This is a genomic window from Streptacidiphilus pinicola, from assembly GCF_003258295.1.
Classification (GTDB): domain Bacteria; phylum Actinomycetota; class Actinomycetes; order Streptomycetales; family Streptomycetaceae; genus Streptacidiphilus; species Streptacidiphilus pinicola.
The window spans coordinates 1-5024 of sequence record NZ_QKYN01000208.1 but is presented as its reverse complement, the minus strand read 5'-3'; the positions used below and the strand labels follow the sequence as shown (position 1 = coordinate 5024).

The following is a 5024-nucleotide window of genomic DNA, read 5'->3' as shown; positions in this document are numbered from 1 at the left end:
AACGTACGGAACGTAATCACCCGCAGCCTCCGACTCGCACAGCGGCAACCCACCCAACTGCCCCGCCACCAACCGAGCCGTCTGCGCCGCACGAGGCAACGGACCATGGTGAACCGACGCCAAAGGCACCCCCCGCAGCCGCCTGCCCAACCACACAGAGATACCGATCTTGCATGCCCTCGTGGACGCCACCCCACCGGCCCCCGGTTCCTGACCCCACCTCACACCAGCGCCGCAAACGAACCGCACCAGCCCGCCCAGCCCCTTGCCCCAGACTCGCCCGAACGGCAGGGTGAAACCATGATCATCCCCTTTCGCCGCGACGACACACAGGGCTCGATAACCGTCACACTCGAACGCGTCGACGACCCACCGCCATCGGCAAACACCCCTCAACCGCCGGCTTCCCCTCCTCCCCTCCTGGCGTTCATGCGGGACTGTCCTGAACTTTATGGTTGGTCTGGTGTGACCCGAGATGGCATGAGATGACCTCTATGCCGGGAAGGATCACGCATGGGCACCACGAACGAGCAGAGCCCCCACGAGAACGAGCACCAGGTGCAGACGGGGGCCGAGTTGGCACGCATCGCGACCGAGCAGAACCGGGAACTGGCCGAAGATCTGATCGAGCGGGCCCGCCGCAACGGCCTGCAACTGGTCGGGGAGAACGGGCTGCTGACCGGGCTGGTGAAGCTGGTCCTGGAAGGCGCCCTGGAGGCCGAGATGGCCGACCACCTCGGCTACGAGAAGGGCGACCCGGCCGGCGCCGGGTCGGGCAACCACCGCAACGGCACCAGCCGCAAGACCGTGCTCTCCCAGGTCGGCCCGGTCCAGATCAACATCCCCCGCGACCGGGCCGGCAACTTCAACCCGCAGATCGTCCCCAAGCACTCCCGCCGCGTCGACGGCTTCTCGGAGACCATCATCTCCCTCTACGCCAAGGGCCTGACGACCGGTGAGATCCAGGCCCACCTCGCCGAGGTCTACGACATCGAGGTCTCCCGCGACCTGGTCTCCCGCGCCACCGCCCAGGTCGCCCAAGACCTCGCCGCCTGGCGCACCCGACCGCTCGACCGCGTCTACGCGGTCCTGCTGATCGACTGCATCTACATCAAGATCCGAGACGGCGCCGTGGCCAACAAGCCCGTCTACATCGCCGTCGGCATCAACCTCGACGGCGACCGCGACGTGCTGGGCATGTGGGTCGGCACCGGCGGCGAGGGCCCCAAGCAGTGGATGACCTGGCTGACCGAACTACGCAACCGCGGCATCCAGGACGTCCTGATCGCCTGCTGCGACGGCCTCAAGGGCCTTCCGGAGTCCATCAACGACGTCTGGCCCCAGACCGACGTGCAGCTGTGCGTCGTCATGGTCCGCACCAGCCTGCGTTACGCGGCCAAGCAGTACTGGGGCGCCATCGCCCGCCAGCTCAAGGAGGTCTACACAGCCAAGACCGCGGACGAGGCCGAGCAGCGGTTCGCCCGCTTCGAGGAGGAGTGGGGCGAGCGCTACCCGGCCGTGATCGACACCTGGCGCCGCAGCTGGGAGCACATGATCGTCTTTATGCGGTTCCCCGCCCCGATCCGCCGCGTCGTCTACACCACCAACATGATCGAGTCCCTCAACTCGCGCTTCCGGCAGGCCTCACGCCGTCGAGGACACTTCCCCGACGACGACGCGGCCCTGAAAGTCCTCTACCTCGTGATCCAGAACCCGATCAAGAACCACGCCAATGTGACCGGCAGGACCCAGTCCTGGAAGCAGGCCATCAACAGCCTCGCCAGCCACTACGGCGACCGCGTCACCGACCGCTAGACCAGACCGAACACCGGACCACCCACAAAGGATCAGACACTCCCTGCTCCTGGCGGTGATGCCGGGGCCGACACAACACCCGGACGAAGCCGCCACCAACACCCGAACCTGCGGGCCGGTGAGGCTGTCGGGGAGCCAACACGGCGACCCTGGGGCCCGCAATCCCCCCGGGATCGGCCGCATTGGGGTGTTGGCCAAGGGCTGGTTTCCTGCTAGGGACCGCAAGTTGACCGCGTCGCCTCTCGTCATGGAGCTCTCGCCCGGGGGCCCGGGGGCCCGGGATCACGGTCACCGTCACCGGCTACGCGTTCGGCTACGAGACCGGCTACGGCGTCGGCTCGGAGACCGGCTACGGCGGCCGGGGCGCGGACAGACTGAGGGCCGACTCGTTCGAGTCGGCCCCTCGCGTGCCCTGCGGTTTACGGTTACGCCCCGGCAATGCTCGTGCCGGGGCGCTCGTATGCTCAAGGGCGATTCTTCCGTCGCAGGAAGCACAGGGTGGTGAGAGCCAGCACGGCCGGCGGCACGAAGAGGATCGAGAGGAACTGCGCCGTGCCGTGCGGCAGGTGTCCGGACTCGATGACGATGAGGAAGCAGTAGAGCACCGAGACGAGCGCCATCCCGAGCAGCGCGTACATGTCGATCGAGTCCCGCATGCTCTCCTTGGGGGCCTTCCAGCCGAAGTGGACGTCGGCGAGCTTGCCGAAGACCATGCTCATCCCGAACGGGTACTTGTCCCCGACGACCGGGTCTTTGTCGGAGTCCGGGGTCGGGTCCCCGCCGTACTCCGGGACGTCCGGGATCTCCGGTACGGCCGGCAGGTCCCCTGCCGACTCGTCGTCGGAGTCGTCGTCCGAACCCCCCGTGCGGACGACATCGTCACCGCCAGAGCCAGATCCACCGTCAGAACTGGTGGCAGCACGTCCCTGTTGGGCGTCGCACTCGGCGTCAGACTGTCGCGGCCCCCGGTCCGTTATCGCGCCGACGAAGTGGATGAGCTCGTGCTGCTGCGCGTGCTCGCCGTAGTCGCCGCTCAGGCCGGCGAGGTTCGGACTGCCGTCGTCGGCGTCCTCCGTCTCCTGCTGGGCCTCCATCGTGTTGTCCTCGCGGTCGGAGACCTCGGCGGCCACGGTGGAGGAGACGATATCGCCGACATCGGTCGTCGAGCTGGTGAGCACCTTCTACCTGCTTCCTTCTTGGTACACGGGACCCCCGTGGGCTTCGTGCGGCCCACGGGGGCAGAGGGGTGGCGCTGTGACAGCACCGGTACCGGTTCTGTCCTTCTCCCCAGGGGAGGGCGGTCGGAGGGGACCGCCGGGGAGGTGCCGCCGGTGAAATCCCTTCCGTGCGGCGCGGAGCCCCCTCGAAGATCCCCAGGCCGTCGCTTTCGTACAGTCTCGAACTGAGGTCTCTCCGTAGCGATACTTTACCCCAGCTGCAGAGCACAAGCAGCTTCACTCTGTAGGCGAGTCGCTCAGATGCAGAGATTCTCTGCAGAAAGCCTGCCACGGTACGGCGATCGTTGGGTACCCTCAAGGGACGAGCCAAGCCTGGGGGGCTACGTGCTGGCTGGAGGTGCCCATAGCTATTGTGCCGGTCACGCCGCCCATCAAGCGAATGTTACGAGCGTCAAACGTGATCAGTTCCGCATGGCTGGCTTGCATGCGGAGATGTAGCATAGAAAAGTCATACTCCACATGGGTGAAGCGTGGTAATATCCCGGGCTCGCCTACCATGCGAGCCGCAGTTATGAGGATACGTTCCCGTGTGAGGGGTATGTCCGCTTAGGGAAGAGTGTGTAAGTCGATGTTGATGGAGGCGAACCGGTGACAGTGAAAAACAGTCAGGGTTCATCCGAAGAGGATACGCAGACGCCGCCCAGCGGCGTGGCCCAGCAGCCAGTTGGGTCGCAAAAGCCGCAGATCGCAGAGCGGATCACGGTCGCTCTGACCAACAAGTCCAAGGAGTCCCTTCAGACAATCCTTGACGAAGAAGACATGACGAACAAAACGGACGCAGTCAACCGGAGCCTCAACATGCGCGCTTTTTTCCTCGCGCGCGCCGGCGAGTGGGAGCTCGTTCTCCGCAACCGAGCGAACGGAGAGACACATGTTGTCCACTTCCTTTAACCCCACCTTGATCAGCATCGCGCTGCTCATCCCGGCGCTCATCGTCGCGATAGTGGTTCTTTCCTCGTCCGGGCCCAGGCTCTTGCCAGACGGAACCGTGCGCCGCCTCGTTGAGCGAGACCACCAACTAGGCCCGTCGGCGCCCTGCTGACGGTCTGCCCGACGACGGGGCCCGGAGGAGCGAAGACTCCGGGGCCCCGTCGGGCGACTGCTGCTCGGTGTCGGGGTGTTCGGGGCGCCATCGGCGCCCGCGTGAACGGAGCCCGCCGTACGGGAGTTGACCCCGCGTGCAGTACCCGCGGTTGGTCCCCTCGATCCGGACCCGCACGACCCGACCCAGCCCCAACTCCCCACGGGCAGGCGGCCAACGGCGCTCCTCTCCCCACACCCAAGGCGGCGGCATCCGCGGAGCACAGTCTGATGGTCTATTTTGGTCTATTGCGGGTATTGATAGAGTTCGTTGAGGGTTGCTCCGCGACAGGAACGCGGGCTGTTCCGTGATATCCCGCCTGGGTTCCGTCCTCTTCCCTTCTCCCGCCCCTTGACGTTTTTGCTGGTCAGTGTGGGTTTTTGGTGGGGTGCTGTGGTTTTCCAAAGTTAAGCGGCTTAATACTTTTGATGCAGCACTAGGCTGCTGGGTGTCTGAGTGTGCGTCAGGGTGTTAGTCGTGGTGACGTTCGGTCATCCCCGCCGCCCGTGGGCCCCGTTCTGTCGGGTGTCCGGCACGCTCGCGCCGGGGGACACCCGGACCCCTCCTAGCCAGCCTCCCCGGAGCGAAGCGGAGAGAATAGCACTCCGCCGAAGGCGGGGCGCGTCATTCATACGACGCGATGGCGTCGCACCATCACTGACCTGATGATATAGGCGCGAAGCGCCGTCGGCCCATTACACTCCAACCCCCCGCGCCACCTCGAGCACGGGGCCGGCGAAGCCGCGCCCGTGCCCGCCCCGGCGCAGCCGGGGCCCCGCCGGGGCAACGCCCGGCGCGCCCTCACTCCCCGTGCGAAGCACGGGGAGTGAGGCGTCATCAGCGCAGGGCCGAAGGCCCAAGCAACCCGCGCCGAAGGCGCGTGGTTACCC

At 66.2% G+C, this 5024-nt stretch carries 3 protein-coding genes and 1 pseudogene; 1 reads left to right on the top strand and 3 read right to left on the bottom strand.

The window, feature by feature from the left end; all coding sequences use genetic code 11:
• Positions 1 to 150 (bottom strand): annotated as a pseudogene (locus DN069_RS42150) (histidine phosphatase family protein); the annotation flags it as partial.
• 363 nt (positions 151 to 513) lie between these two features.
• On the opposite strand from DN069_RS42150, the gene DN069_RS37000 reads away from it, so the two are divergent.
• Positions 514 to 1815: an IS256 family transposase gene (locus DN069_RS37000; RefSeq protein ID WP_243640301.1), complete on the top strand. Its 1302-nt coding sequence runs from the start codon at positions 514 to 516 to the stop codon at positions 1813 to 1815.
• A gap of 464 nt (positions 1816 to 2279) precedes the next feature.
• Here the strand turns inward: DN069_RS37000 and DN069_RS36995 are convergent, their stop codons facing one another.
• Positions 2280 to 2993: a hypothetical protein gene (locus tag DN069_RS36995; protein WP_111507640.1), complete on the bottom strand. Its 714-nt coding sequence runs from the start codon at positions 2991 to 2993 to the stop codon at positions 2280 to 2282.
• Between the two features lie 672 nt (positions 2994 to 3665).
• Complete coding sequence (locus DN069_RS39680; protein WP_133260170.1) at positions 3666 to 3986, bottom strand: hypothetical protein; 321 nt, start codon at positions 3984 to 3986, stop codon at positions 3666 to 3668.
• Positions 3987 to 5024 lie beyond the last annotated feature (1038 nt).

Excerpts from the sequence above, each read along its gene's own strand:
- DN069_RS37000 (WP_243640301.1), top strand. The coding sequence starts at position 514 with ATGGGCACCACGAACGAGCAGAGCCCCCACGAGAACGAGCACCAGGTG.
- DN069_RS39680 (WP_133260170.1), bottom strand. The coding sequence starts at position 3,986 with ATGAGCGCCGGGATGAGCAGCGCGATGCTGATCAAGGTGGGGTTAAAG.